This window comes from Streptacidiphilus sp. BW17 (assembly GCF_041262485.1).
In the GTDB taxonomy this organism is placed as follows: Bacteria; Actinomycetota; Actinomycetes; order Streptomycetales; family Streptomycetaceae; genus Streptacidiphilus.
This window is the reverse complement of sequence record NZ_JBGCCR010000002.1, coordinates 170,973-196,709: the sequence shown is the minus strand read 5'-3', so window position 1 is coordinate 196,709 and position 25,737 is coordinate 170,973. Positions and strand designations below refer to the sequence as shown.

The 25,737-nt window shown below is 73.1% G+C and carries 27 protein-coding genes and 1 riboswitch; of the genes, 12 read left to right on the top strand and 15 right to left on the bottom strand.

Annotated elements, in window-relative coordinates; translation table 11 throughout:
* Positions 1-15: 15 nt before the first annotated feature.
* The 3 genes from ABH940_RS02955 to thiO form a co-directional block, all read right to left on the bottom strand.
* On the bottom strand, positions 16-810 hold the full coding sequence (locus tag ABH940_RS02955) for a thiazole synthase (protein WP_370064731.1): 795 nt from the start codon (positions 808-810) through the stop codon (positions 16-18).
* Between the two features lie 7 nt (positions 811-817).
* On the bottom strand, positions 818-1,048 hold the full coding sequence (gene thiS, locus ABH940_RS02950; RefSeq protein ID WP_370064729.1) for a sulfur carrier protein ThiS: 231 nt from the start codon (positions 1,046-1,048) through the stop codon (positions 818-820).
* Positions 1,045-2,250 (bottom strand): glycine oxidase ThiO, encoded by a 1,206-nt coding sequence (gene thiO / locus ABH940_RS02945; protein WP_370064727.1) that lies wholly within the window; start codon positions 2,248-2,250, stop codon positions 1,045-1,047. Before thiO ends, thiS begins: the two co-directional genes overlap by 4 nt.
* Positions 2,245-2,356: riboswitch (TPP riboswitch) on the bottom strand. It overlaps the preceding gene by 6 nt.
* A gap of 24 nt (positions 2,357-2,380) precedes the next feature.
* Between thiO and ABH940_RS02940 the strand changes: the two genes are divergently transcribed.
* A complete protein-coding gene (locus tag ABH940_RS02940) occupies positions 2,381-3,550 on the top strand; it encodes an NAD(P)/FAD-dependent oxidoreductase (RefSeq protein ID WP_370064725.1) in 1,170 nt (389 codons plus the stop codon).
* Here ABH940_RS02940 and ABH940_RS02935 read toward each other — a convergent pair.
* Positions 3,531-3,800: a hypothetical protein gene (locus tag ABH940_RS02935; RefSeq protein ID WP_370104150.1), complete on the bottom strand. Its 270-nt coding sequence runs from the start codon at positions 3,798-3,800 to the stop codon at positions 3,531-3,533. The two genes, ABH940_RS02940 and ABH940_RS02935, sit on opposite strands and share 20 nt — an antisense overlap.
* 191 nt (positions 3,801-3,991) lie before the next feature.
* Between ABH940_RS02935 and ABH940_RS02930 the strand changes: the two genes are divergently transcribed.
* Positions 3,992-4,822: an enoyl-CoA hydratase family protein gene (locus ABH940_RS02930; RefSeq protein ID WP_370064721.1), complete on the top strand. Its 831-nt coding sequence runs from the start codon at positions 3,992-3,994 to the stop codon at positions 4,820-4,822.
* Between the two features lie 78 nt (positions 4,823-4,900).
* On the top strand, positions 4,901-7,153 hold the full coding sequence (locus ABH940_RS02925; protein ID WP_370104148.1) for a bifunctional salicylyl-CoA 5-hydroxylase/oxidoreductase: 2,253 nt from the start codon (positions 4,901-4,903) through the stop codon (positions 7,151-7,153).
* A gap of 129 nt (positions 7,154-7,282) precedes the next feature.
* On the opposite strand, the gene ABH940_RS02920 is transcribed toward ABH940_RS02925, so the two are convergent.
* Positions 7,283-8,128, bottom strand: a complete 846-nt coding sequence (locus ABH940_RS02920; RefSeq protein ID WP_370064717.1) for a PaaX family transcriptional regulator C-terminal domain-containing protein — start codon at positions 8,126-8,128, stop codon at positions 7,283-7,285.
* Positions 8,129-8,145: 17 nt separating this feature from the next.
* Positions 8,146-9,768 (bottom strand): AMP-binding protein, encoded by a 1,623-nt coding sequence (locus ABH940_RS02915; RefSeq protein ID WP_370064715.1) that lies wholly within the window; start codon positions 9,766-9,768, stop codon positions 8,146-8,148.
* 163 nt (positions 9,769-9,931) lie between these two features.
* On the opposite strand from ABH940_RS02915, the gene ABH940_RS02910 reads away from it, so the two are divergent.
* The 5 genes from ABH940_RS02910 to thiE all read left to right on the top strand — a co-directional run bounded on the left by ABH940_RS02910 (position 9,932) and on the right by thiE (position 13,467).
* Positions 9,932-11,167 carry an acyl-CoA dehydrogenase family protein gene (locus ABH940_RS02910; RefSeq protein WP_370064713.1) on the top strand — a complete coding sequence of 412 codons (1,236 nt, stop codon included), beginning with the start codon at positions 9,932-9,934 and terminating at the stop codon, positions 11,165-11,167.
* Positions 11,164-11,940, top strand: coding sequence for an SDR family NAD(P)-dependent oxidoreductase (locus ABH940_RS02905; RefSeq protein ID WP_370104146.1), 777 nt, complete (start codon positions 11,164-11,166; stop codon positions 11,938-11,940). Before ABH940_RS02910 ends, ABH940_RS02905 begins: the two co-directional genes overlap by 4 nt.
* Positions 11,937-12,335 (top strand): RidA family protein, encoded by a 399-nt coding sequence (locus ABH940_RS02900; protein ID WP_370064709.1) that lies wholly within the window; start codon positions 11,937-11,939, stop codon positions 12,333-12,335. Before ABH940_RS02905 ends, ABH940_RS02900 begins: the two co-directional genes overlap by 4 nt.
* A 113-nt stretch (positions 12,336-12,448) precedes the next feature.
* Entirely contained in the window at positions 12,449-12,814 is a 366-nt protein-coding gene (locus tag ABH940_RS02895) for an Rv2175c family DNA-binding protein (protein ID WP_370064707.1), read from the top strand.
* Positions 12,811-13,467 (top strand): thiamine phosphate synthase, encoded by a 657-nt coding sequence (thiE, locus tag ABH940_RS02890; RefSeq protein ID WP_370104144.1) that lies wholly within the window; start codon positions 12,811-12,813, stop codon positions 13,465-13,467. The genes ABH940_RS02895 and thiE overlap by 4 nt, the downstream gene beginning before the upstream one ends.
* 163 nt (positions 13,468-13,630) lie before the next feature.
* On the opposite strand, the gene ABH940_RS02885 is transcribed toward thiE, so the two are convergent.
* Positions 13,631-14,752, bottom strand: a complete 1,122-nt coding sequence (locus ABH940_RS02885; protein ID WP_370064703.1) for a polyprenyl synthetase family protein — start codon at positions 14,750-14,752, stop codon at positions 13,631-13,633.
* Between the two features lie 168 nt (positions 14,753-14,920).
* Between ABH940_RS02885 and metF the strand changes: the two genes are divergently transcribed.
* A complete protein-coding gene (metF, locus tag ABH940_RS02880; protein WP_370064701.1) occupies positions 14,921-15,838 on the top strand; it encodes a methylenetetrahydrofolate reductase [NAD(P)H] in 918 nt (305 codons plus the stop codon).
* Positions 15,839-15,909: 71 nt separating this feature from the next.
* Positions 15,910-16,863, top strand: coding sequence for a hypothetical protein (locus ABH940_RS02875; protein ID WP_370104142.1), 954 nt, complete (start codon positions 15,910-15,912; stop codon positions 16,861-16,863).
* Between the two features lie 38 nt (positions 16,864-16,901).
* Here ABH940_RS02875 and ABH940_RS02870 read toward each other — a convergent pair whose 3' ends face one another.
* Positions 16,902-18,362 carry a phytoene desaturase family protein gene (locus ABH940_RS02870; RefSeq protein WP_370104140.1) on the bottom strand — a complete coding sequence of 487 codons (1,461 nt, stop codon included), beginning with the start codon at positions 18,360-18,362 and terminating at the stop codon, positions 16,902-16,904.
* A gap of 85 nt (positions 18,363-18,447) precedes the next feature.
* On the opposite strand from ABH940_RS02870, the gene ABH940_RS02865 reads away from it, so the two are divergent.
* On the top strand, positions 18,448-18,627 hold the full coding sequence (locus tag ABH940_RS02865) for a hypothetical protein (RefSeq protein WP_370064695.1): 180 nt from the start codon (positions 18,448-18,450) through the stop codon (positions 18,625-18,627).
* 1 nt (position 18,628) lies between these two features.
* Here the strand turns inward: ABH940_RS02865 and ABH940_RS02860 are convergent, their stop codons facing one another.
* Positions 18,629-19,255 carry a TetR/AcrR family transcriptional regulator gene (locus ABH940_RS02860; RefSeq protein ID WP_370064693.1) on the bottom strand — a complete coding sequence of 209 codons (627 nt, stop codon included), beginning with the start codon at positions 19,253-19,255 and terminating at the stop codon, positions 18,629-18,631.
* Between the two features lie 27 nt (positions 19,256-19,282).
* Entirely contained in the window at positions 19,283-19,600 is a 318-nt protein-coding gene (locus tag ABH940_RS02855; protein ID WP_370104138.1) for a hypothetical protein, read from the bottom strand.
* Between ABH940_RS02855 and ABH940_RS02850 the strand changes: the two genes are divergently transcribed.
* Positions 19,581-20,969, top strand: a complete 1,389-nt coding sequence (locus tag ABH940_RS02850; protein ID WP_370104135.1) for an MFS transporter — start codon at positions 19,581-19,583, stop codon at positions 20,967-20,969. The two genes, ABH940_RS02855 and ABH940_RS02850, sit on opposite strands and share 20 nt — an antisense overlap.
* A gap of 46 nt (positions 20,970-21,015) precedes the next feature.
* Here ABH940_RS02850 and ABH940_RS02845 read toward each other — a convergent pair whose 3' ends face one another.
* The 5 genes from ABH940_RS02845 to ABH940_RS02825 all read right to left on the bottom strand — a co-directional run bounded on the left by ABH940_RS02845 (position 21,016) and on the right by ABH940_RS02825 (position 25,737).
* The gene (locus ABH940_RS02845; protein WP_370104133.1) at positions 21,016-21,834 is read right to left on the bottom strand and encodes a thioesterase II family protein; all 819 of its coding nucleotides are present in this window, start codon (positions 21,832-21,834) and stop codon (positions 21,016-21,018) included.
* Positions 21,834-22,700, bottom strand: a complete 867-nt coding sequence (locus tag ABH940_RS02840; protein ID WP_370104131.1) for an ACP S-malonyltransferase — start codon at positions 22,698-22,700, stop codon at positions 21,834-21,836. Before ABH940_RS02840 ends, ABH940_RS02845 begins: the two co-directional genes overlap by 1 nt.
* A complete protein-coding gene (locus ABH940_RS02835) occupies positions 22,697-23,290 on the bottom strand; it encodes a flavin reductase family protein (RefSeq protein ID WP_370104128.1) in 594 nt (197 codons plus the stop codon). The genes ABH940_RS02840 and ABH940_RS02835 overlap by 4 nt, the downstream gene beginning before the upstream one ends.
* Positions 23,287-24,348 (bottom strand): MupA/Atu3671 family FMN-dependent luciferase-like monooxygenase, encoded by a 1,062-nt coding sequence (locus ABH940_RS02830; RefSeq protein WP_370104126.1) that lies wholly within the window; start codon positions 24,346-24,348, stop codon positions 23,287-23,289. Before ABH940_RS02830 ends, ABH940_RS02835 begins: the two co-directional genes overlap by 4 nt.
* Positions 24,349-24,417: 69 nt before the next feature.
* Entirely contained in the window at positions 24,418-25,737 is a 1,320-nt protein-coding gene (locus ABH940_RS02825; protein ID WP_370104124.1) for an MFS transporter, read from the bottom strand.

Genomic DNA, 25,737 nt, shown 5'->3' with positions numbered 1-25,737 from the left:
TCCGGGGTGCTCGGGTCAGAACGCGGGAGCCTCTGGGTCGAAGGCGGCGCGGCCGTCCATCGGGGAGGACGCCTCGGCGTGGAACCGCTTCGGGATCCGTCCCGCCCGGTACGCCAATCGTCCGGATTCGACCGCTTTACGCATCGCCTCGGCCATCAGCGCGGGCTCCTGGGCCCGGGTCACCGCCGTTGCCAGCATCACAGCCGCGCAGCCCAGCTCCATGGCGAACGCCGCGTCCGACGCGGTGCCCGCGCCCGCGTCCAGGACCACCGGGACGCCCGCCTGCTCGACGATCAGCTGGAAGTTGTGCGGGTTGCGGATGCCCAGCCCCGAGCCGATCGGCGAACCCAGCGGCATGACGGCGGCGCAGCCGACATCCTCCAGCTTGCGGGCCAGCACCGGATCGTCGTTGGTGTAGGGGAGGACCACGAAGCCGTCGTCGACCAGGGTCTCGGCGGCGTCCAGCAGTTCGACCGGGTCGGGCAGCAGGGTGCGCTCGTCGGCGACCACTTCCAGTTTGATCCAGTTCGTCCCCAGCGCCTCGTGGGCCAGACGGGCGGTCAGCACCGCCTCCCCGGCGGTGAAGCAGCCGGCGGTGTTGGGCAGGACGTCGATGCCGCAGCGCTGCAGCACCTCCAGCACCGAGCCGCGCGCGGACGGGTTGATCCGGCGCATCGCCACGGTGGTCAGCTCGGTCCCGGAGACGCGCAGGGCGTTCTCCAGCACCTCCAGGCTGGGCGCGCCGCCGGTGCCCATGATCAGGCGGGACGAGAAGGAACGGTCGGCGATGGTGAGCAGGTCGTCAGCCATGACGGTGTCAGCCTCCCTGGACTGCGGTGAGGATCTCGACCCGGTCGGCGTCGGCCAGCGCCGTCGCGTCCCAGGCGCTGCGCGGCACCACGGCCTCGTTGACGGCGGCGGCCACGCCGCTCGGCGCGGCGCTGAGCTGGGCCACGACCTCCGCGAGCGACGTCCCGGACGCCACCTCGCGGGGCTCGCCGTTGACGGTGAGTCGGATCTGAGCAGGCACGCCAAGCGGGGCGGTCATCGGGAGGTCTCCAGCACGGGGCGGTGAGCGGCGAAGCGCTCGGGGGTGAAGGGCGCGGCCTCGGGCGGCAGGCTGCCGGTGGTCAGCAGCGTGGCGATCGCGTCGCCGGTGACCGGGGTCAGCAGCACGCCGTTGCGGTAGTGGCCGGTCGCCGCGATCAGGTCGGGCAGCGCGGTCGGGCCGAGCAGCGGGGCGTTGTCGGGGGTGCCGGGCCGCAGCCCGGCGTTGGTCTCGGCGAGCGGCAGCTCGGTGATGCCGGGCAGCAGTTCGCGGGCGTCGCGCAGCAGCTCGTGGACGCCGCCCGCGGTGACGGTGGTGTCGAAGCCCTGCTCCTCGCTGGTCGCGCCGAGGACGAGTTCGCCGTTCTCGCGCGGGACGACGTAGATGTGGCAGCCGCGGACCACGGCGCGGACGTTGCGAGAGAGGAACGGCATCGGCAGCGGGCCCTGGACGGTCTCCATCCGCAGCCGCAGCACCTGGCCCTTGACCGGCCGCACCGGCAGCCGTGCCTCCGGCGGCAGACCGGGCAGCTCGCCGGACCAGCTCCCGGCGGCCAGGACGGTCCGCCCGGCGGAGATCCGGGTGCCGTCCTCGGCGACCGCGCCGGCGGCGCGGTTGTCGGCCACGGTGAGCCTCGCCGCGCGGGACCGGTGCAGGGTGACGCCCGCGCGCTCGCAGGCGGCGACCAGCGCCGCGCCGAGGCGGCGGCCGTCGACCTGGTGGTCCTCGGCGACCAGCGTCCCGCCGCGCACGTCGGGGGCGAGCATCGGCTCCAGCCGGCGGCACTCGCGGCCGGTCAGCCACTCGGTGGCGAGGCCCAGCCGCTGCTGGAACGCGTGCACCTCGCGCAGCTCGGCGCGGTCGTCGGCGTCGAGGGCGACGGCCAGGGTGCCGCAGCGGCGGTAGCCGGTGTCGAGACCGCCGCTGGCCTCGGTCAGCTCGGCGACGAAGTCGGCGTAGCGGGTGTTGGACGCGATGCCGAGCCGGAGCAGCGGCTCCTCGCCGTACTGGAGCTCGGTCACCGGGGCCAGCATCCCCGCCGCGACCTGGTTCGCGCCGTGACCGGGATCGGGGTCCAGCACCGTGACGGAGAGGCCACGCTGCGCCGTCCGCCAGGCCACGGCCAGCCCGATGATGCCGCCGCCGACGACCAGGACGTCGGTGCTGCTGTCGGACGTTCGATCGACATGCTCGCGCGTCATTGTTCCTGCGCTCCCTTCGCCGGCATGACCCGGATCAGGTTCGGACGGTCGGAGGCGCCCCAGCCTCCCTCTCAGCCCGGTGCTCCGGGCTCCCGTGTCTACTTCACGCTTCACTCTATACAGTGGCGCAATGGCTGTAGTGATCGTCGGGGCCGGGATGGCCGGCGTGCAGACCGCGGTGGCCTTGCGCGCGCAGGGGTACACCGACCGGCTGACCCTGCTGGGGGCTGAACCGCACCCGCCGTACGACCGTCCACCGCTCTCCAAGGACGTGCTGCTGGGCAAGGTCGCCGACTCCCGCTTCGAGGTGGACTTCGCGGGCCTCGGCATCGACCTGGCGCTGAGCCGCCGCGCGCTCTCCCTGGACGCTGACGCGCACCTGCTGCGCACCGACACGGGCGACCTCTCCTACGACCGCCTGGTGCTGGCCACCGGCGCGGCCCCGATCTCACTCCCGGGACAGCCGGAGTCCGCCTTCCTGCTGCGCACCCAGGACGACGCGGTCGCGCTCAAGGCCGCGCTCCGGCCGGGCGCGCGGGTGGCCGTCGTCGGCGCGGGCTGGATCGGCGCGGAGGCGGCGACCGTCGCCCGGCAGTTGGGCTGCGAGGTCACCGTCGTCGAGGCCGCGCCCTCCCCGCTGGCCGGCGCACTGCCGACCGAGCTGGGGGAGCGGACCCGCGCCTGGTACGCGGAGGCGGGCGTCCGCCTGCTGACCGGCGCCGCCGTGAGCGGCATCCTGCCGGGCGGACTCCACCTGACCGACGGCCAGGAGATCGAGGCCGACGCGGTCGTGGTCGGCATCGGTGCCCGACCGGAGACCGGCTGGCTGGACGGCTCCGGCGTGGCCCTGGACGACCGCGGCGCGGTCGCGGCGGACGAGCGGCTGCGGGCCGGTGGTGTGGCGGACGTCTTCGCTGTCGGCGACTGCGTCTCGTTCCCGTCCCGGCGCTACGGACGGCGGCTGACGGTCCATCACTGGGACAACGCCATGCAGGGCGCACGCGTGGTGGCCGCCAACGTGCTCGGCGGCGAAAGCCTGTACAACCCCGTGCCGTACTTCTGGTCCGAGCAGTTCGGGCGGATGGTGCAGGTCGCCGGCGTGTGGAGCGGCGGCGACGAACAGATCTCGCGCGGCGACGACACGGTGCTGTGGGTGCGCGACGGACGACTGGTCGCGGTCTTCGCGGTGGACCGCCCGCGCGATCTGGCGCAGGGCCGGAAGCTGATCGACGCGGGCGCGGTGCTCGATCTGGCCAGGGTGGCGGACCCGGCGGTACCGCTCAAGTCCGCCGTCGCCTGAGGCGCCGGGCGCCGGGCGCTGCGGGGGCGCGGGGAGCGCGGGCGGGATCAGACGGGAAGGCGGGTCCGACCACCCGGCGGTTGCCCGGCGCGGTGTCCTCGTCACCCAGCGGGCGACCGGCGAGCACGGCCAGCGGAGCCAGCGCCAGCGTCGGCAGCACGACGGCCAGCGCGGCGAGCGTCGTCGGCGAGGTGGTCCACTCCAGGACGCAGACGCCTGCCAGGACCACGGCGATCAGCGCATAACGCATGCTCAGGGCTCCTCGAACTCCTTTGCGTGCACTTCCTTCGTGTGCACAGTCACCAGCAGTATGCCCGACCCGTCCACGCGGGCCGCGGCGGGCCGCGCGGACGGGGTGTTCCCCGTGGCCGCCGGGTGGTCATATCGTGTTCGTGACGACCGTCGCACAGCAGCGATTCACCTCACGGGGAGGCCACCCAGATGAGCCCGTTCCGAGGATCCGTCCCGTTCACCGAGGAGTGGCGCCACTTCCGGCTCAGCCGCGACGAGTCGGGCATGCTCACCGTCACCCTCGACCGCCCGGACAAGCTCAACGCGCTGACCTTCGAGTCCTACGCGGACCTGCGTGACCTGCTGGCCGAGATCCCGCAGCGCGGCGACACCCGGGCGATCCTGCTGCGCGGCGAGGGCCGCGCGTTCTGCTCCGGCGGTGACGTCAACGAGATCATCGGCGCGACCCTGGCGATGCGGCCCGACGAGCTGCTCGACTTCACCCGGATGACCGGCCAGGTGGTCCGCGCCATGCGCGAGTGCCCGGTGCCGATCGTCGCCGCCGTCCACGGGATCGCCGCAGGCGCGGGCTCGGTACTGGCGCTGGCCGCCGACTTCCGGGTGGTGGCCAGGTCCGCCCGGTTCGCCTTCCTCTTCACCAAGGTCGGCCTGGCGGGCGCGGACATGGGCGCGGCCTACCTGCTGCCCCGGCTGGTCGGCCTCGGCCACGCCACCAAGCTGCTGATGCTCGGCGACACCATCGACTCCGCCACCGCCGACCGGTACGGCCTGGTCAGCGAGCTGGTCGACGACGAGGAGCTGGACGCCGCCGCAGGTGCCCTGGCCCGACGCCTGGCCGAGGGCCCCGCCTTCGCGCTGGCGCAGACCAAGGCGCTGCTCACCCAGGAGCTCGACATGAGCCTGGCCGCCTCCGTCGAGCTGGAGGCGATGACCCAGGCGCTGCTGATGAAGAGCGCGGACTACGCCGAGTTCCACGCCGCGTTCACCGGCAAGCGCCCGCCCAAGTGGCAGGGACGTTGACGCGGGGCCGCTGACAGCGCATAGCGTTCTCGTTACGATGGACAAAAGAGCAGTACAAGCAGGAGCAGGGAGGCGGCCGTGCGGATCGCGGTGATCGGGGGCGGGCCCGGTGGGCTCTACTTCGCGTCGTTGGTCAAGCAGCAGGACCCGGCGCACGAGGTGACCGTCTGGGAGCGCAACGCCCCCGGCGACACCTTCGGCTTCGGCGTCGTCCTGTCCGACGAGACCCTCGGCGGCATCGAGGACGCCGACCCGGCGCTCTACGCCGACCTGGCGTCGGGCTTCGCCCGCTGGGATGACATCGACGTCCACCTGCCCAGCGGCCAGGTGGTCACCTCCGGCGGGCACGGCTTCGCCGCGACCAGCCGTCGCCGCCTGCTCGACGTGCTCCAGCAGCGCTGCCGCGACCTCGGCGTCGACCTGCGCTTCCGCACCGAGGCCCCGCCCGCCGCCGACCTCGCCCGCAGCCACGACCTGGTCGTCGCGGCCGACGGCGTCCGCTCCCGCACCAGGACGGCGGCCGAGGAGGTCTTCCGCCCCCGGCTGGACGCCCGGCACTGCCGGTACATCTGGCTCGGCACCGACCTGGTCTTCGACGCCTTCCAGTTCCAGGTGCTGCGCACCGAGCACGGCGTGATGCAGCTGCACGGCTATCCGTACTCGGACGAGGGCAGCACTGTCATCGTCGAGATGCGCGAGGACGTCTGGCGTCGGGCCGGGCTGGACACGCTGGACGAGCAGGAGTCCATCGCGGCCTGCGAGAAGTACTTCGCCGAGCTGCTCCAGGGCCACGCGCTGCGCGGCAACGACGCGCGCTGGATCGCCTTCACCACCGTCCGCAACGCCGTCTGGCACGACGGCAACACCGTGCTGCTCGGCGACGCCGCGCACACCGCGCACTTCTCCATCGGCTCCGGCACCAAGCTCGCCATGGAGGACGCCCTGGCGCTGGCCGCGAGCCTGCGCGACGGCGCGCGGGACGGCCGGTCGGTCCAGGAGGCGCTGGCCGCGTACGAGGCGGAGCGGCGACCGGTCGTCGCGTCCACCCAGCGCGCGGCGCAGGCCAGCCTGGAGTGGTTCGAGAACCTGGAGCAGTACCTGGACCAGCCCGACTGGCAGCTGGGTTTCAACCTGCTCACCCGCAGCCGCCGGATCACCTACGACAACCTCCGGCTCCGCGACCCCGGCTATGTCGCCTCGTTGGAGGCCGAGTTCGCCGAGGCGGGCACCCCGCCGATGTTCACCCCGTTCCGGCTGCGCGGGCTGACGCTGCGCAACCGGGTCGTGGTCTCGCCGATGGACATGTACTCCGCGCAGGACGGCCTCCCCGGCGACTTCCACCTGGTCCACCTGGGCTCGCGCGCGCTGGGCGGGGCCGGGTTGGTGATGACGGAGATGGTCTGCGTCGCCCCGGACGCCCGGATCACGCTGGGCTGCACCGGCCTCTGGAACGACGAGCAGCAGGCGGGTTGGGCGCGGATCGTCGACTTCGTCCACGGCCGCAGCGGCGCGGCGATCGGCCTCCAGCTGGGCCACGCGGGCCGCAAGGGCGCGACCCGGCTGATGTGGGAGGGCATGGACGACCCGCTGGAGCCGGAGAAGGCCTGGCCGGTCGTCGGCCCGTCGGCACTGCCGTACCGGACGGGGGTCAGCCAGGTCCCTGCGGAGTTGACGCACGATCAGTTGGACGAGATCCTCGGTCGCTTTGTCGACTCGGCGCGGCGCGGTGCGCAGGCGGGTTTCGACCTGCTCGAACTCCACTGCGCGCACGGCTATCTGCTGTCGTCGTTCCTCTCGCCGTTGACCAACCGCAGGAGTGACGAGTTCGGCGGCTCGGTCGAGGCCCGGCTGCGCTGGCCGCTGCGCGTCTTCGACGCGATGCGGGCGGTCTGGCCGGAGGACCGCCCGATGACAGTCCGCATCTCCGCCACGGACTGGGCGGCAGGCGGCAACGACGTCACCGAGGCGGTCACCATCGCCCGCGCCTTCGCCGAGCACGGCGCGGATGCCATGGACGTCTCCACCGGCCAGGTCGTCTCGGAGGAGCGGCCCGCCTACGGGCGGTCGTACCAGACCCCGTTCGCGGACGCGATCCGCAACCAGGTCGGCGTACCGGTGCTGGCCGTGGGCGCGGTGTCGTCCTGGGACGACGTCAACTCCCTGCTGCTCGCCGGCCGCGCGGACCTGGTCGCCCTCGGACGCCCGCACCTGTACGACCCGGCGTGGACGTTGCACGCGGCGGCGGAGCAGGAGTGGACGGGCGCGGGTGTGGACTGGCCGATCCAGTACGCCGCGGGCAGCAGGCGCCCGCAGACCGGCCGGAGGCTGTAGTTGCAGCACGCTGGGGGCCCGGGGAACTGCGCGAGAAACCACTCTGTGCGGATGGCCCCGCTCGTTCGGTGCTCTACCCGGGTGGGTGGCTTGTCGCGCAGTTCCCCGCGCCCCTGAGGTAGTGCAGCCTCAGCTGTTGCCGATCGTCTCCCGAACGAAGTCCCGAGACGCGTCCCGCAACCTTGCGTCCAGCTCCTGGAACACCCGAGCCGCCCGCTGCCCCGGCCACCCCGCCGGAAGCAACTCCATCGGCAAACCGGGATCCAGATACGGCAGCCGCCGCCAACTGTCCACCGCACGCAGGTGATCCGCGAATGCCTCCGGCAGGGACACCGGTCCGCGTCGGCGGTTCCACCGGGTCAGCACCGGCTCGTGGACCTCCAGGAACTCCTCGTGGCACCGCGCCAGAGCGGGGAGGTCCCACCAGCGGGCGACGGCCTCCCGCGTCGGCTCGAAAGCCAGGTGCTCGGCACGGAACAGGTCCGTGTACTCCGCGAGCTTCAGTCGCGTGAGCACGTGCCGGGTCTCCTCGAACAGCTGGGCAGGGGCGATCCAGACCCCCGGCGCCGCCGTTCCGTACCCCAGCCGGGCCAGCCGGGAGCGCAGCAGGTGCCGCTTCTGGCGCTCGCTCTCCGGCACGGAGAACAGCGCCAGCACCCACCCGTCCGCGAGCCGTGAGCCCCGCGACGCGTAGATGCGGCGGTCGCCGTCGGCGAGCAGCTCGCTCGCTGACTCCGACAGCGCGTACCCGGCGACGCCGCCCAGCGGTTCCGGCGTCAGGAACCCCCGCCGCTTGAGCCGCGACACGGCGGACCGCACCGCCTGCGCGTCCACGCCCACCGCGGCCAGCAGGCGGATCAGGTCGCCGACGGCGATCCAGCCGCCGAGGTCGCGGCCGTGCGCTCCGAAGAAGGTGACGAGCAGCGAGCCCGGCGTGTGCTCGCGCGCGGACCCGGTGTCGTCGTCAGTCGTCATACGGTCACTTTAGAGATCTAGAGATCCGGTCCGCGCAGGCGGAACCGCTGGAGCTTGCCGGTGGGGGTGCGCGGCAGCGTCTCGCGGAACTCGACGGCGCGCGGGTACTTGTAGGCACTGATGGTGGACTTCACGAAGTCCTGCAACGTCTTCACCGTGCCCTCGTCCGCGGGGACGCCGTCCGCCAGCACCACGAAGGCCGTGACTATCTGGCCGCGCTTCTCGTCCGGGACGCCGATGACCGCCGCCTCCCGCACGTCCGGGTGACGCAGCAGCGCCTCCTCGACCTCGGGACCGGCGATGTTGTAGCCCGCCGAGATGATCATGTCGTCGGCGCGGGCCTGGTAGTGGAACCGGCCCTCGGCGTCGCGGACGTAGGTGTCGCCGGTCAGGTTCCAGCCGTCGTGGACGTAGGCGTGCTGGCGCGGGTCGTCCAGGTAGCGGCAGCCGGTCGGGCCCTGGACGGCCAGCAGGCCGGGGGTGCCGTCGGGCGCCTCCGCGCCGGTCGCCGCGTCGACCACGCGGGCGCGGAAGCCGGGCACGGCCACGCCGGTGACGCCGGGTCGGGCGTCCTCGTCGGCGGCGGAGATGAAGATGTGCAGCATCTCCGTCGCGCCGATGCCGTTGATCAGCGGCAGCCCGGTCCGGTCGTACCAGGCCCGCCAGGTCGCGGCGGGCAGGTTCTCCCCGGCGGAGACGCAGCGGCGCAACGACGAGAGGTCCGTGTGGTCGGCTCCCTCCAGCAGCGCGCGGTAGGCCGTCGGGGCGGTGAAGAGCACGCTGACCCGGTGGCGTTCGATCGCGGCGGGCAGCGTCTTCGGCGACGGCTGCTCCAGCAGCAGCGCGGAGGCCCCGACCCGCATCGGGAAGATCACCAGCCCACCGAGCCCGAAGGTGAAGCCGAGCGGCGGCGTCCCGGCGAACACGTCGTCGGGCTCGGGCCGCAGCACGTGCGCGGAGAAGGTGTCGGCAATGGCCAGGACGTCGCGGTGGAAGTGCATGCAGCCCTTGGGGCGGCCGGTGGTGCCGGAGGTGAAGGCGATCAGCGCGACGTCGTCGGCGGAGGTGTCGACGGCGGGGAAGGGCGCGTCCGGCTGCGCGGCGGCGAGCGTCAGCAGGTCGTCGGGGCCGTCGCCGCCGTAGGGGGTGATCCGCAGTCCGTCCGGGCCTGCGGCCTCCAGCTCCTCCAACACGCGGGCGTCGCAGAGCGCGTGGCTGACCTGGGCGATCTCGATCATCGTCGCCAGCTCGGTACGACGCTGCGCGGCCAGCACGGTGACGGCGACCGCGCCGGCCTTCATGACGGCCAGCCAGCAGGCCACCAGCCAGGGCGTGGTGGCGCCGCGGAGCAGTACCCGGTTGCCGGGAACGATGCCGAGGTCCTCGGTCAGGGCCCGGGCGATCCGGTCGGTCCGGACGCGCAGTTCACCGTAGCTCCAGACCTCGCCGTCCTCGGTGCGCAGGCAGGGCCGCTCGGGGCCGAGCGCGGCGACGGTGGCGTCGAGCAGTTCCGCGCCGCAGTTGAGCCGGTCGGGATAGTGCAGCTCCGGCAGGTCGAAGCGGAGCTCCGGCCACGCGTCGGTGGGCGGGAGATGGTCGCGCGCGAAGGTGTCGACGTGCGCGGAGGGGAGCAGGTGCATGGCGGGTGGTTCCCCCTCACCGGCTGACGGAAGGTCCCGGGACCGGATGGGCCGGGTGGGCCAGGTGGCTCGATCCGGATTCAGGCTAGCGCGTTGGTGACGGCAGTCAACCATCCGCGATATGAATGGGGGGAGGGGTGACCCGGTCAGGAGGGAGCGCGCGATGACGACGACGGCGTTCGCGCTGGACAAGGGCCAGCGTGAGTTCTGCGGCTGGGTGCGGTCGGTCGCCGCCGAGCGGCTGCTGCCGCTCGCGCACGGCACGGCCGCGGGCGAAGCGGGGGGCGTGAACCGCCCGCTGCTGGAGGAGATGGGACGGCTCGGCCTGTTGGCCCGGCTCTTCCCGGGCGTCGGGCAGACGGGAGCGGCCGAGGGCGCCGAGGACGGCGGCGGCCTGCGGCAGGCCGCCGCGTTGGACCTGTGCCTGCTGCGCGAGTCGCTCGCACAGGTCTGCACCGAGGCGGAGACCGCCCTCGCGCTCCAGGGGCTCGGCGCCTACCCGGTGCTGCAGAGCGGCACCGAGGCGCAGATCGCGCGCTGGCTGCCGGAGGTCGCCGCCGGGCGGGCCGTGGCCGCGTTCGCGCTCTCCGAGCCGGGCGCGGGTTCGGACGCGGGCGCGCTGGCTCTGGCAGCCGAGCCGCAGGAGGCCGGCGGCTGGCTGCTGGGTGGCGAGAAGTGCTGGATCTCCAACGCGCCCGAGGCCGACTTCTACACCGTCTTCGCCCGCACCGGCCCGCAGTCCGGCCCCCAGTCGGGCGCGCGTGGCGTCACGGCGTTCCTGGTCCCGGCGGACCGTCCGGGGCTGACCGGTGAGCGGCTGGACATGATCTCGCCGCATCCGATCGGCCGTCTTGTCTTCGACGGTGTCCCGGTCGGTCCGGAGGACGTGCTCGGCGAGGTCGGTCGCGGCTTCCGGGTGGCCATGCGCACGCTCGACCTGTTCCGTCCCAGCGTCGGCGCGTTCGCCGTCGGCATGGCCCAGGCAGCGCTGGACGCGACGGTCGCCCATGCGGGCAGCCGCCAGGCCTTCGGTGGTCCGCTGCGCGACCTGCAGGCCGTCGGCCACCGGCTCGCCGAGATGGCCACCCGCACCGAGGCCGCCCGCCTCCTGGTCCTCTCCGCTGCCGGCGCCTACGACGCGCAGCAGGCCGACGAGGGCGGTGACGGCGCGCGGGTCACCGGCCTTTCCGGGCCGACCGGTCGGGCCGCGATGGCCAAGCTGTTCGCCACTGAGGCGGCGCAGTACGTCGTCGACTCGGCGGTCCAGATCCACGGCGCGCGGGCGCTGCAACGCGGCCACCTGCTGGAGCAGCTCTACCGCGAGGTCCGCGCACCCCGGATCTACGAGGGCGCCTCCGAGGTGCAGCTGTCGATCATCGCCCGGGAGCTCTACGCATGAGCGTCAGTCAGGTCAGTGGGACCAGCCGGATCTGCGTCGTCACCGGCGGCAGCCGGGGCATCGGCGCCGCCGTCGCCGCCGACCTCTCCGCCGCCGGTCACCGCGTCGTCCTGGCCGCACGTGACGCGGAAGCGCTGGAGCACGCGGCCAAGGCGCTGTCGGGCCCGGCGCTGACCGTCCCTCTCGACCTGACCGCGCCCGGAGCGGCCGACGAGCTCTTCGGACGGGTCGAGGCGGAGTGGGGCCCGGCCGAGGTGCTGGTCTGCGCGGCCGGCGCGGGCGCCTCGGCGAAGCTCACGGAGACGACGGACGAGCTGTGGGAGGCCCAGCTCGCGCTGAACCTGACCGCGCCGTTCCGCTGCCTGCGCCGCGCGTTGCCGCCGATGCGCGCGGCGGGCTGGGGACGGGTCGTGGTGGTCGCCTCGACGGCGGCCAAGGTCGGCACCCCCTACGTCGCCGCCTACACCGCCGCCAAGCACGGCGTGCTGGGCCTGGTCCGCTCGGCCGCGGCGGAGCTGGCCGGGAGCGGAGTGACCGTCAACGCCGTCTGCCCCGGCTATGTGGACACGCCCATGACCGACGCGACGGTCGCCGCGATCGTCGCCCGCACCGGCCGCACCGAGGACGAGGCCCGCGCCGCGCTGGCCCGGATGCAGCCGATCGGGCGGCTGATCCGCCCGGGGGAGGTCGCCGCCGTGGTCCGGCTGCTGCTGGAGCAGGAGGCCCTCAACGGCCAGGCAGTCACCGTCGACGGAGGAGGAGTCCAGTCATGACGCTGCATCGGATCAACCCGCCCGAGCTGGCCCCGGCCAGCGGCTTCAGTCACGCGGTCACGGCGACCGGCGGCACGCTGGTCTTCCTGGCCGGCCAGACCGCGCTGGACGAGCACGGCGCGATCGTCGGCAAGGACATCGTCGAGCAGTTCGACCAGGCCCTCGCCAACCTGCTCACCGCGCTGACGGCGGCGGGTGGCAGAGCAGAGCAGTTGGCCCGGCTGACGGTCTACACGACCGACCCGGAGGAGTACCGCACGCACGCCGCCGAGATCGGCCACATCTGGCGGGCACGCGCCGGGCGCGACTACCCGGCGATGGCGCTGATCGGGATCCTCCGCCTCTGGGACGCCCCGGCTCTGGTCGAGCTGGAGGGCATCGCCGTGCTGGACTGAGCGGCAGCGGTGGCCCCGAAGGAGGCGGGCAGGAGGCCGGCAGGCGGCGGGACGCGACGATTCCCGAGGCCCTGGGTGTGCGTTCCGGGCTGCGGAGATGGCAGTCTGTTGACGTGAGTGAGATTGATCCGAAGATCGACGCGTTGATTCCGGCCTGGCTCTACCTCCCCGACATCTCGGAGAAGTGGGGCATCGAGGTCACCAAGGTCCGCAACATGGTCACCGACGGCACGCTCCTGGCGGTCCGCCGCGGCGAGAACAACGCCCTTCAGGTCCCGGCCGCGTTCGTCGGTGAGGACGGGCCTGTCAAGGGCATCGTCGGCACGTTGACGGTGCTGAAGGACTGCGGGTTCACCAAGGAGGAGGCCCTGGAGTGGCTCTTCACCGATGACCCGACCCTCCCCGGCACCCCCGCCCAGGCCCTGAACGAGAATCGCGGCACGGAGGTCAAGCGCCGGGCCCAGGCGATGGCTCTGTGAGCGCGGTTCGTCCCGCACGGGAAGCCCTGGCCGACGCCCGGCTCTACCTCTGCACGGACGCCCGGCGGGAGCAGGGCGACCTGGCGGAGTTCCTCGACGCGGTGCTGGCCGGTGGCGTCGACATCGTCCAGCTCCGCGACAAGGGCCTGGAGGCGAAGCAGGAGCTGGAAGCCCTGGAGGTCTTCGCGGCGGCCTGCGAGCGGCACGGCAGGCTGCTGTCGGTCAACGACCGCGCGGACGTCGCGTTCGGCGCCCGCCCGGACGTGCTGCACCTGGGCCAGGACGACCTCCCGGTGCGGATCGCCCGCGAGATCCTCGGCGACGACATCGTCATCGGCCGCTCCTGCCACGCGGAGTCGGAGGTCGACACCGCGCTGACCGAGCCCGGCATCGACTACTTCTGCACCGGCCCGGTCTGGCCCACCCCGACGAAGCCGGGCCGCTTCGCCCCGGGCCTCGGCCTGGTCGAGTACGCGGCGAAGCAGACCACGGACCGTCCGTGGTTCGCCATCGGCGGCATCGACGAGTCCACCCTCGACCAGGTCCTGGACGCGGGCGCCCGCCGCATCGTCGTTGTGCGAGCGCTCACCGCGTCCGCGGACCCGTTCGCGGCAGCGCAGTCGCTGGCGCGGCGGGTGCGCGAGCGCGACTGAGAGTCAGTTGCAACACCCGGGGCCGCGGGGGGTCTGCAGGCGAGCGACCATGCACCTCAGGGGCGCGGGGAACTGCGCGAGAAACCACTGATGAGCGGATGGCCCTGCTCGTTCGTGAGCCACCACACAGGGTGGCTTGTCGCGCAGTTCCCCGCGCCCCTGGTTAGTGCCTGCGCGCAGTCGCCGCCTCGGCGAGGTGGTGGAGGACAGCCCGAGCCTTCGGCTCGGTGATCGGGGCCGCTTCGAGCGCCGTGAGAGCGTCCTCGCGGAGCGCGGCGATACGCGCCTCCACGCGCGCGGGCGCGCCGGAGCGGGTGACCAGGTCGCGGAGGCGTTCGAGGTCGGCCGCGTCGAGGCCGGGCGCGCCCAGGTGGTCGTCGAGGAAGCGCGCGTCCGCCGCGCCCAGCGCGGCGGTCGCCTCGGCGATGAGCAGGGTGCGCTTGCCCTCGCGGAGGTCGTCCCCGGCGGGCTTTCCGGTGACCGCCGGGTCGCCGTAGACGCCGAGCAGGTCGTCGCGGAGCTGGAACGCCTCGCCCAGCGGGAGGCCGAACGCCGCGTACGCGGCGACCAGCTCGGCCGGGGCGTCCGCCAGCAGGCCGCCGATCTGGAGCGGGCGCTGCACCGTGTACTTCGCGGACTTGTAGTGGATCACCGTGCGGGCCCGCTCCACCGGCGGCGTCGCCTCGGTCCAGGCCGCGGCGGGTTCGAGCATGTCGAGGTACTGACCCGCCATGACCTCGGTCCGCATCAGGTCGAAGAGCGGCTTCGCGCGCCGCACCGCGTCCCGCGGCAGTCCACAGTCGCCGAAGAGCGCGTCGCACCAGACCAGCAGCAGGTCGCCGACCAGGACCGCCGCCGCGCCGCCGTACTGCCCGGCGTCGCCGCGCCAGCCCTCGGCGTCGTGCAGCGCCTCGAAGCGGCGGTGGACGGAGGGGAGGCCGCGGCGGGTGTCGCTGCGGTCCATCAGGTCGTCGTGGACGAGGGCACTGGCCTGGAGCAGCTCCAGGGCCGCCGCCGCGGCCACCGCGCCCGGCTCGTCCGGTGAGCCGCCCGCGCCGCGCCAGCCCCAGTAGCAGAAGGCGGCGCGCAGGCGCTTGCCGCCGCCGGTGACGAAGTCGCGGACGGTGGTGCAGACGGGGGAGAGCTGCGGCGAGATCGCCAGCAGGGTCCGCTCCTGGTCGCCGACGAAGTCACAGAGCGCCCGGTCGACCCGCTCCCGCAGCCACTCCTCGTCCACAGGGTTGCCGACGGACGCCGACGAGGGGACGGACGAAGCGATTGACACCGAGGACTCCGAGCGGTACGGGGACCAAAAGCGTAACGCCCCGGTGGCTCCGGACGTCCGAGCGGGGTCCGTACCGTGTCCGTCCCGCTCACCTGGGTGTCCGCGCAGGTGTCCCAGCAGATGGACAACTGTCCCACTCCTTGTCCAAAGGATGGATAACCTACGGGTATGGCTCTCGGAACCCCCAGTACCCGCCCCGACCGCGCGGTCTCCATCCGCGACCTGTTGGCGTCCGGGGCCAAGTCCTACTCGTTCGAGTTCATGCCGCCGCGGACGCTCGAGGCGGAGGCCGGTCTGTGGAAGGCGATCCGCAGGCTGGAGGCGCTGTCGCCGACCTTCGTCTGCGTCACCTACGGCGCGGGCGGCTCGACCCGGGGCCGCACGATCAACATCACCGGCCGCATCGCCGCCGAGACCACGCTGACCCCGGTGGCCCACCTGACCGCTGTCGAGCACACCGTGGCGGAGCTGCGCAACATCCTCGGCCACTACGCGGACCAGGGCGTCCGCAACGTGCTTGCGCTGCGCGGCGACCCGCCGGGCGACCCGCTGGGCGAGTGGGTGTCGCACCCGCAGGGCGTCGACTACGCGTCCGAACTGGTCGAGTTGATCAAGGAGTCGGGTGACTTCTGCGTCGGCGTCGCCGCGTTCCCCGAGCGGCATCCGCGGTCGGAGAACTGGGACGACGACATCCGCCACTTCGTGGCCAAGGTGCGCGCGGGCGCGGACTACGCGCTCACCCAGATGTTCTTCGACGTCGACTTCTACCTGCGCTTCCGGGACCGGGTCGCCGCGGCCGGATGCGAGGTACCGATCATTCCGGAGATCATGCCGGTCACCAGCGTCCGCTCGCTCCGTCGGATCCCGACGCTGAGCACCGCGTGGTTCCCGCCGCAGCTGGCCGAGCGGATGCTCGCGCACGAGGACGACCCGGCGGCGGTCCGGGCGATCGGGATCGACTACGCGACCCAGATGTGCCGCCGCCTGCTCGACGAGGGCACTCCGGGGCTGCATTTCATGACGATGAACTTCTCCAACGTGACCTCTGAGATCTACCAGAACCTCGGCCTGACCCCGCACGCCTGACTCGTTTGTTGACGCTCGTCTCACCTTTACCCGGTACGGTGGCTCCACCCGTCCGCCGGGCGGGAGAGACGGTGGGAGAAGCCGTGGGCCTGACCGCGTTGTATGCCGCGTTCGCGGTGGTCGCCCTGTGGTTGGTGGGCGAGCTGCTGCTGCAGCGCCGTGCGCCGCTGCCCTGGCGGGCCGTCGCGCTGCTCGGATTCCTGGCACTGGTCGGCGGAGTGGCCGGTGGCTCGCTCCCGCTGATCGGTGTGGGCGTGCTCGGCTTCGGCGCCGGGCAGTTCCTGGCCTCGCGCGCGGTCAAGGCGGGCGGTGGGGCGTACTGGGTGCTGGTGCAGCCGGAGCGGGTCCCGGTCGTCGGACGTCTCTTCGGCGGTGGCGGTGCGGGCGGCGACGCCGGTGCGGAGCCGTCGGAGCGGGTCGTGGTGGGCGAGGTGGGCCCGATCGAGGACGTCGAACCGCTGCCGACCGGCGAGCCGGGCGGCATGGGCGCCGAGCCGGTGATCGCGACCGCCGAGGACAGCGTCTACTTCGGCCCCGGCGACGAGCTGTCGCAGGACCAGCAGGGGTACTACGCGTACTCGCCCGAGCAGTCGGTCCCCTATGCGGAGTACACGCCCGAGTACGCCCCCGAACACGCGCCGGTGTACGCGCAGTACGACGCGTACGCGACCGCCGCGGATCCGACGCAGCAGCAGACGTACGCGGGAGCGGACCACGCCTCCTACGCGCAGTACGGCTCGTACGAGCAGCAGCAGACGTACCCCGACTACAGCCAGCAGCAGGCCGCGCAGCCGCAGTACGAGCAGTCGCAGTACGACCCGTACGGCGGGTACGCCCAGGGCAGCGGCGAGTACGCGCAACCCGCCGACTACGGGAACTACACGGGCTACACGGCGGACCCCTACGCGCAGTACCCACCACAACCGGCTGCTCAGCAGTACCCGGAGTACTCCGCCGAACCGGGTGCCTACCCGCAGCAGCCGGACTACACGTACCCCTACCCCGAAGAGCACCTCCAGGGCTGAGCTCCAGGGCTGAGCTCCCGGGCTGAGTTGACGTCCGGTCAGGGCGTCCCGACGAGACCGGCGACGACCGTCGCCGACATGCCGACGCGGGCCAGTCCGCCGCCCGGGTGGCTGGCTCCGCCGACGTGGAACAGGCCCGCCCGCCTGTCCGCGTTGCCGGGCGCCAGGAACGCGCCGCCCGCGCCGGGGAGTGACGGAGGCGGGACGGAGCCGCCGGGCGTGCCTGTCTCCGCGGCCGTGTCGGCCGGGGTGCGGGCGTGACGCCAGAGCAGGCGGTCGGCGAGGTCGGCCGCCTCCGGGACGGATGCGACCGCGTGCGCGAGGACGGCGTCGGCGTAGGCCGAGACCCGCTGCGGGTCGGACCAGTCCAGCGCGCCGTGCGGCGGCACGGTCACGGTGAGCGTCGCCGTCTCGTGGCCCGCAGGGGAGAGCGTCGCGTCGTCCGGTCGTAGCAGCTGCAGCGTGGGCCGGTCGCAGCGGCGCGGGACGGGGCCGAAGAGGGCGTCGAGTTCGTCGGCGCGGTCGGGCGCGTGGACGACGGTGCGGTGCGGCGCGACCGCCGGTCGCGCGCCCCGGAGCGCGAGGAACAGCGTGAACCGTCCGGGCAGGCGCGGGTTCCTGGCGGTCGAGGCCTGCGGCGGCCGGTTGTCGACGACGACGTCCGCCTCCAGCTCGGTCCCGTCGGCCAGCAGGACGCCGGTCACCTTCTCACCGCCCGCACTGTTCTCGACCAGCACCTTCCGTACGGGGGTGCCGAAGCGGAGGTCGACCCGGCGGGCGCGGCAGCGCTCCAGCACGGCGTCGGCGAGCGCGCGCATGCCGCCGGTGACGTACCAGACGCCGAAGCTCTGGTCCAGGTAGGGGAGCCAGGTCAGCGCGGCCGGGGCGCGCTCCGGGTCGAGGCCGGAGCGGAGCGCGTACTCGTCCAGCAGCGCGGTCAGTCGGGGATCGCGCAGCTCGCGGCGGCCGACGTCGGCGAGGCTGCGCGGCGGACGGGCCAGCAGGCCGCGCCGCTCGGGGACGTACGGGTCGCGGTGGAGCGCGGCGGGGTGGTCCGGCAGCGGCTCCTCCAGCAGCGGGCGGCGCGTCGCCTCCCAGACCGCGCGTCCGCGCTCCAGCATCCCGCCCCACCGGGTGCCCGCGCCGTCGCCGAGGGCGGTGGTGAGGGCGCTCTCCACCTTGGCGAGCGAGGCGTTGGCGAGCGCGAGCCGGGTGCCGTCGGGCAGCACGTGCACGCTGCCCGGGTCGACCGGGCGCAGCTCGACCTCGTCCTCCAGGCGGGTACGCCCGGTCTTGAGCATCAGGTCCCGGTAGACGGCGGGCAGGGTGAGCAGGGTCGGGCCGGTGTCGAAGCGGAAGCCCTCGCGCTCGAAGCTGCCGACCATGCCGCCGTGTGTCTGCGCCGCCTCGCAGAGGACGACGGTGTGGCCGACGGTCGCCAGCCGTGCGGCGGCGGCCATTCCGCCCATTCCTGCGCCGATGACGACAATCCGTGCCATGGGGAGTGATCCTAAGGGCAGCGGACCGGGGCGACGGTCACGGCCTCGATGGTCGCCCTGTGATCATCGCCCTATGATCGGCGGCATGGCGGACTTCGAGCACCACGAGGAACTGGCCGTCCGTGCGCTGACGGAGTCGCGTGCGTCGAGCCTCAGCCACACCCGGGAGTACCACGTCCAGGTGGCCCAGGTGGAGGCGACGCTGGCGCTGGCCGCAGCGGTCGCCGCGCTGGGACGTCGGGACGGGGCGACCGAGGAGGGCTGAGCTACTCCGCGCGCAGCCCGTCCATGATCAGGCCGACCAGGCGGTCCGGAGTGCTGGCGCGCTTCTTCATCGTCTTGGCCGTGCTGCAGGCGTAGCTGATGCCGCTGGCCAGCTGCATGATCTCGTGGCCCTCCACGTCCGTGCGGACCTGGCCGCTCGCCTGGGCCCGTGCCAGCAGGTGTTCGAGCGTCTCGCCCAGCACGTTGACCGTCTCGTGCTTGCGGTCGCCGGTCAGCAGCAGCGCTGCGGCCAGGCCGCGGAACTCGCCGATCTGGGCGATCATCCGGACCAGCCAGGTGTGCAGCGCGGCCCCTGGGTCCTCGGCGCCGAGCAGGGGTTCCGCCTCCGCCGCGACGGACTCGGTCCAGCGCGCGGCGACCGCGTTGAAGAGGTCCTGGCGGGTGGGGAAGTGCCGGTAGAGGGTGCCGGGACCGACGCCGGCGCGCTTGGCGATGTCGTCCAGTGACGCGTTGGCGCCGTTGGCGAGGAACGACTCGGTGGCGACGTCGACCAGTCGCTCGTAGTTGCGCCGGGCGTCCGCGCGCATGGGACGGCGGGCGTGCGCCGTCTCGCCGCGGTCGCGTGCGCCGTGCGCTTCGGGTCCCTTTGCCTCGGTGTCGGCGGCCATGCTCCCAAGCCCTCCCAATCCCACTTGCTAACCGGAGAGAGTCTCCGTATTGTTGTCCCTGAAACCGGAGGATATCTCCGTTTGTGTTTCCCAACAATTCTCCATGCACTCCCAGGGCGGAGCCATGTCCGAGAACACTCTCTCCAGGACTTCCAGGTCTTCCATGTCTTCTTCGTCGTTGTCTTCCGTTTCTTCCTCGTCCTCCCCGTCCTCCACGGGCGTCATCACCTCTCCAAGGAGAGAACGAACCGAGCGCGGTGCGTCCGCGCCACCGGGGCACTCACGGCACCGGCTCGCGCTGGCGGTCATCCTGGCCTGCCAGTTGATGGTGATCCTCGACGCCACCGTGGTCTCCATAGCCCTGCCGGGCATCCAGCACACGCTCGGCTTCTCCTCGTCCGGGCTCAGCTGGGTGATGAACATCTACCTGCTGGCCTTCGGCGGACTGCTGCTGCTCGGCGGCCGGGCCGGTGACATCTTCGGCAGGCGGCGGCTGCTCGCCTACGGCATCGCGCTGTTCACGCTGGCCTCGCTGCTGGGCGGACTCGCCACCAACCCGACCGAACTGCTCGCCTCCCGGCTGGCCCAGGGCGTCGGCGCAGCGGTGGCCGCGCCCAGCACGCTGGCGCTGATCGTCAGCACCTTCCAGGACCCGAACGAGCGGGCCCGTGCCATCGGGCTCTTCTCCGCGATGTCGGCGGGCGGCGCGACCGTCGGACTGATCCTGGGCGGAATGCTGACCTCCTGGTTCTCCTGGCGCTGGGTCATGTTCATCAACGTGCCCTTCGGACTGGTCGTCACCCTCCTTGCGCCCCGGGTGATCCAGGAGCCGGCGCGTCACGGCGGACGGCTCGACCTGGGCGGTGCGCTGGCCGCGACCGGTGGGATGGTCTCGCTGGTCTACGGCTTCATCCGCGCCGCCACGGGCGGCTGGACCACGCCGTTGACCCTCGGCTGCTTCGGCGCGGCCGTGGTGCTGTTGACCGTGTTCGTCCTGGTCGAGCGGAAGGTCGCGCAGCCGCTGCTGCCGCTCTCGCTGCTGACCGACCGCGTCCGGGCAGGTGGCTATGCGGCGTTGGGCCTGATCGCCGCGGCGATGTTCGGGATGTTCTTCTTCATCACGCAGTACCTGCAGAACGGCCTCGGCCTCTCGCCGATCAGGGCGGGCTTCGCGTTCCTGCCGCTGGCCGTGCCGATCTTCGTCGGCGCCCGGCTCGCGCCGAGGCTGGTGCCGCGTCTGGGGGCACGTCCGTTCCTGCTGGCCGCACCGCTGTTGCTGCTCTCGGGGCTGGCGCTGCTCACCCGGATCAACGCGCACACCGCGTACACCTCGGGGATCCTGCCCTCGATGCTGCTGTTCGGCTTCGGCGCCGGGTTCACCATGGTCCCGCTGAGCGTGACCATCCTCGGCAGCGTCCGGCCGGAGGAGTCCGGTGCGGCGTCCGGCACGCTGCAGACCATGCAGCAGGTGGGCGGCGCGGTCGGCACCGCCATCGGCACCACCGCCTTCACCGCCGCGCTGCGGCACCCTGTCGGCGGCCCGGGAGCGGCCGGTGCGCACGCGACGCTCGCCCACGGCGTCTCCATCGCGATGACCTGCTCGGCGGCGCTGGTGCTAGTCGCCTTCGTGGTCCTGGCCGGGGTGGTCGCCCCGAAGCTGGTCCGGCCGTCGGGACAGGCCCAGGTGCCGCAGCAGCCGGTCGTGTTCGACTGAGCGACCGGCTGCTGCGGGCGGGGGCCTGCGGGCGGCGGGTCAGCCGTCACCAGGACAGCAGCCCCGGCGCGGCGGTGTCGACCTCCTCCACGATCTGAGCGGCGACCAGAGCGGTCTGATCCTCCCAGTAGAAGTGCGCGCCGGGGTAGAAGTGCTGCCCGACCAGGTCGTCGGCGCCGTCGCTCCAGGCGAGTAGTTGCTCGCGGGTGACCACGTGGTCGTCCTCGCCTCCGAAAAGGGAGCAGGGCACGGCGATCCTGGCCCGGCCCGCGGGGCGTGGCTGCCAGGTCTCGACCAGGTGGAAGTCCGCGCGCAGCCGGGGCTCGTACAGCTCCCACACGTCGTCGTCGGCCAGGATGGCGGGCGGCAGACCGCCCATCGCGGCCAGCCCACGGCGCAGTTCGGCCGACGGACGGGTGTGCAGCGGGGAGCCCCCGAAGGGCGGCTGCGCGGCGAAGGGGGACTCGCATGCCGAGATCCCGAGCCATACGGGGGCGTCCAGGCCGCGCTCCGCGAGCTGCATCGTCAGTTCGTAGGCTGCCAGGGCGCCCATGCTGTGCCCGAACAGGGCGATCGGCGCGTCGAGCAGGGGCCTGATCTGGTCCAGGAGATAGGCGGCCAGGTCGGCCGCACTCTCCTTGGCCGGGACCGCGCTGACCGGGCCGCGACCGGGGGCCTCGACCAGGCAGACGTCCCAGTCCTCCGGGAAGTGCGGCACCCAGCCGGTGTACGCGAGATGCGAACCGCCCGCGTGGTGCAGCACGAAGAGCCGCACGGCCGGGTCGGCGACGGGGCGGGGACGGATGACCGCGCGGCTGCGCGCGGACGTCGGGTCGGCGACGCTCGTCGGGTTGGGGACAGTCATCAGGCGGTCCTTTCACGGCGGATGGCGCGGAGCAGTCGGGTGAGCGTCCGGCTGTCGCCGATCTCGACGAACTCGGTGTCCGGGTCGGCGTCGAGCAGGGCCTCCACGGTCTCCCGCCACCGGACCGGGTGGTCGATCTGCTCGGACAGCAGTCGGGCCGGGTCCTCGTCGTCGGGGTAGGGCCGGGCGGTGCGGTTGGCGTAGACCGTCAGGGCGGGGCGGGCGAGCGGGGCGTCCGCCAGCAGGCGGCCGAACTCGCGGGCCGCCGCGCTCATGTGGCCGGTGTGGAAGGGCCCGGAGACGTTCAGTGTCCGGAACGCCGTGGCCCCGGCCGCGTCGAGGACCGGTGCCGCGGCCTGGAGTTTCGCGGTGGGCCCGGCCACGATGGTCTGGTCCGCCGTGTTGAGGTTGGCCACCTCGACCGACTCCAACCCGGCACGGCGCAGCAGCAGGCGGATCACCGCCTCGTCCATTCCGATGACGGCGGCCATCCCGCCGTCGACGACGCGGGACATCAGGCGCGCGCGAGCGACGACAAGGCGCAGTCCCTCGGCGAAGCCGAACACACCCGCGGCATGGAGCGCGTTGTACTCACCCAGGCTGTGCCCGATGACCGCGTCCGGCTCGGGCGTCCCGTCGGCGCGGGCCGCGGCGAGCGCGAGCGCCCCCACTGTGAAGACGGCGGGCTGGGTGAACTCCGTACGGTCGAGCTGCCCGAGAGCATCGTGGAGGCAGAGTTCCCTGACGGAGTAGCCGAGGACCGCGTCCGCTTCGGCGACGAGGTCGGGGAACCGGTCGAACAGCGCGGAGCCGCCCATGCCGACGCGCTGCGATCCCTGGCCGGGATACATGTGGACTCTGGTCACGGCAGCTCACTTCCTTCACTCCCGGTGGCGAATCGGCCGTCGACGAAGGTGAGCGCCGGTCGGTCGCTCAGTACGCCGAAGGCCTCGACCCGGCCCACCAGAAGGGTGTGGTCCCCGGCCTCGTGGCCGGCGTCCACGGTGCAGTCGAAGAAGGCGACGGCGTCGAGCAGCACCGGGGCGCCGGAATGCGGGGCCCGCTCGCAGGGGATGTCCGCGAAGCAGCCGGCGCCGACCGGGCGTGCCGGGTCGGCGAAGCGGCGTGCTGTGGCCTCCTGGGCGGCCGAGAGGACGCTGACGGCGAATCCGCCGCCGGTCAGGATCAGGTCGTGCAGCCGGGAGCGGTTCCCCAGCCCGATCAGGACCAGGCAGGGATCCATGGAGACGGTGGTGAAGGAGTTGACGGTGGTTCCGTGCGGCTGGCCGTCGGCCGAGAGGGCCGTGACCACGGTGACGCCGGTGGGGAAGCGCGCCGCGGTTCGGCGGAACGCCCGGCCCGAGGGCTCGGCCGCTGCCCCTGGGGTCGGCTGATGACGGGTCAGTCCCTGCATCGCGCGGACCGCCACGCGTTGTACCGGGGTGGAGGCGTTCATGCCGACAGCCTCCGCAGCTCGTCCAGGCTTCCGAAACCGTCGAGGACGGTCTTCGTCGGCAGGCCGAAGTCGATGAGGCAGGCGACCTCGTCCACGCCGAGGTCCGCGAGCCGCCGCACCGCGCGGACGGCTTTGGGAACGGTGCCCAGCAGGCCGCCGTGGTGGTAGTAGCGGTCGAACGCGCGGGCCGCCAGGAAGTCGAGGTCCTTGTCCCTGAGCTTGGCGGGGTCGATGCGGCCTGCCCCGCGCGCCTGGGAGCCGAGGAGCAGTCCCACGGAACTGCGCAGGTAGGCCGTGAGCGGCTCGCGCACGAGCTCGCGGACGGCGTCCTCGTCGTCGCCGAGGTAGGCGTGGACCATGACCGCCACGTGGCCGTCGGTGCCGTCGGCGTCCGGTCGCCCCGCGAAGGCCTCGCGGTAGGCGGCTATCTTGGCGGCCAGCTCGTCCAGGTCCTGGCCCAGCAGGTGGGTCAGCACACCCGCGCCGAGGTCGCCCGCCTGACGGAAGGTCTCGACCCCGCCCGCGCTGGTGATCCAGGCCGGGAGTTCGGCCTGGACCGGGCGGGGGTGGGAGCGCACCCGCACGGGCGCGCCGGTGCCGTCCCTGACCTCGGCCTCCTCGCCCCGCCACAGGGCGCGGACCTGGCGCACGGTGTCCAGCAGGACGGTGCGTCTGTCGTCGTAGTTCTCCGGGCGGAGGGCGAAGTCGGTCGCATGCCAGCCGGACGCGAACGCCACGCCCGCTCGGCCGCCGGAGAGGTTGTCGACCACCGCCCACTCCTCGGCGATCCGCAGCGGGTGGTGCAGCGGCGCCACCACGCTGCCGGCCCGTACGGCGATGCGTTCGGTGACGGAGGCGATCGCGGCGCCGGTGACGGCCGGGTTGGGGTAGAGGCCGCCGAAGGCGTGGAAGTGGCGTTCCGGGGTCCAGACGGCGCAGAAGCCGTGGGAGTCGGCGAAGCGGGCGCCTTCGAGGACCAGCTCGTAGCGGTCCGCGTGGTCGGACGTGGAAGCGGCAGCGGCGTTGTCGTTGCCGAAGTAGAACAGGCTGAAGTCCATGGGGTGCTCTCTGTGTCGGAGAAAGGTGTGCGGCGCGGGCCCGGTGGGCTTCACCGCACGGCCGAGCGGTCAGGCCGGCGCGCCCACCTGCGCGGGGTCCGTGTGCTGGTCGCCGCGCTCGTCGGCGGGGGCGTCAGCCGGGGCGTCGGCGGGGACGCCGGGACCGGCGGCCCGGGTGCGCTCGGCCCAGCGGGCCACGGCGGGGGTGGCCAGGCCGCCCGCGAGGAGGACGGAGCCGAACAGCGTCCAGCCGGGCCAGCCCCAGGCGACGATCACGGTGGTGGTGAGCGCCGGGGTCACCGCCGCCCCGACCCGCTGGGTCAGGTTGAACATGCCCTGGTACTGGCCGTGCGCGTGCTCGGGGGAGAGGTCGTAGGACAGCGCCCAGGAGCCGGCCGAGTGGAGCATCTCCCCGCACACCTGCAGGACGGCTCCGGCCACCAGGCAGACCACGGCCACCCAGGCCGGCTGTCCGGCGGACAAGGCGAAGCAGGCGCAGCACAGCGCGAGCAGGATCCCGGCCTTCCGCATGGCGCGACCGCCGCCCGGGACGTCCTCGGCACCGCGGCTCAGACGCACCTGGAACAGCACGCACATGGCGGTGTTGACGAAGACGAGCCCGGCGTACACGGAGACGGGCACATGCGTGCGCAGCGCGATCCAGATGGGCAGGGCCACCGTCAGCAACGCGTCCGTCCCGAGGACGAGGACGGCGTTGAGGACCGAGACGACGACGTACGGCAGGTCGCGCAGGACGTTGGCACGCGCGTGCGCGGGGCCCGCCGCCTCGGCACGCTCGGTCGGCAGCGGCAGGCAGAGCAGCCCGCCCGCGGTGAACAGCACGCCGGCCGCGGCGAGCAGCCACCGGTAGAGGCTGCCCGAGTCGGCGGCCAGGGCCAGGCCGCCCGCCAACGTGCCCAGTGCCAGGCCGACGTTGATGACGGACTGGAGGTAGGCGCGGGCGCGCACCCGGTCCGCCGCAGGCAGCGCTTCGGCGATCAGTGCGCCGCGCGCGGCGGCACCGCCCGCGTCGGCGACGGCGGAGAGGGAGGCGACGACCAGGAATCCGGCGAAGCCGCCGACCAGGGCGTAGGCGCAGACGGCCAGGCCCTGGACCACCCCGAAGGCCACCGAGGTGTTGCGTGAGCCCAGCCGGTCCGACAGTTGTCCGGCGGGGATGCTGGCCAGCATGGCCAGCACGGCGGCCACGGTCATGCCGAGCCCGACGCGGTCGGCGTCGATCCCGACCGCGCGGATGAAGTAGAGCACGGTGACGGAGAGCAGGAAGCCGTTGGCGACCGTCCTGGCGAGGTTGCTGACGGCCAGGCTCCTGACCACCGGTGAGGGCGCCTGGACCTTGCGGAGCAGCGCGGTCATCGAGAACGTCAT